Annotated in this window: 1 protein-coding gene; it reads left to right on the top strand. The window is 37.7% G+C overall.

Features of this window, described 5'->3' with window-relative positions:
* Positions 1-157 precede the first annotated feature (157 nt).
* The coding region (locus FH871_RS35120; protein WP_212768414.1) for a ComF family protein at positions 158-387 on the top strand (230 nt) is incomplete at its 3' end.

The raw sequence follows: 387 nt of genomic DNA, 5'->3' as shown, positions 1-387 counted from the left end.
TATTTGCGAGGACTGTTGGTCCCGCTTTGAAAGGATTGATAACCTGCACTGTTCCAGCTGTTACAAATCTGGTGTTGAAGGAATTTGTCAGGATTGCCTCTGCTGGCAGAAGCAGGGCCATGAAATCCATCACCAAGCTCTTTTTATCTATAATGAAATGATGAAGCAGTACTTTTCATCCTATAAGTTTCAGGGAGATTATTTGTTAAGAAAAATTTTTTCAAATGAGATTAAAAGGGCTTTAGCGGATTATAAATCCTATACAATTGTTCCCATTCCTTTGAGTGAGGAAAGTCTTAAAAAGAGGAAATTCAATCAAGTGACTGGCTTTCTGGAGGATGCTTCAATAAGCTACCAAAGACTATTAGAAGTCCAAGGGAAAAGTAA

It is taken from the genome of Larkinella sp. C7 (assembly GCF_006149005.1).
In the GTDB taxonomy this organism is placed as follows: domain Bacteria; phylum Bacteroidota; class Bacteroidia; order Cytophagales; family Spirosomataceae; genus Larkinella.
Note: the sequence above shows the minus strand (reverse complement) of the source record. Positions and strands in the feature narration are given on the sequence as shown.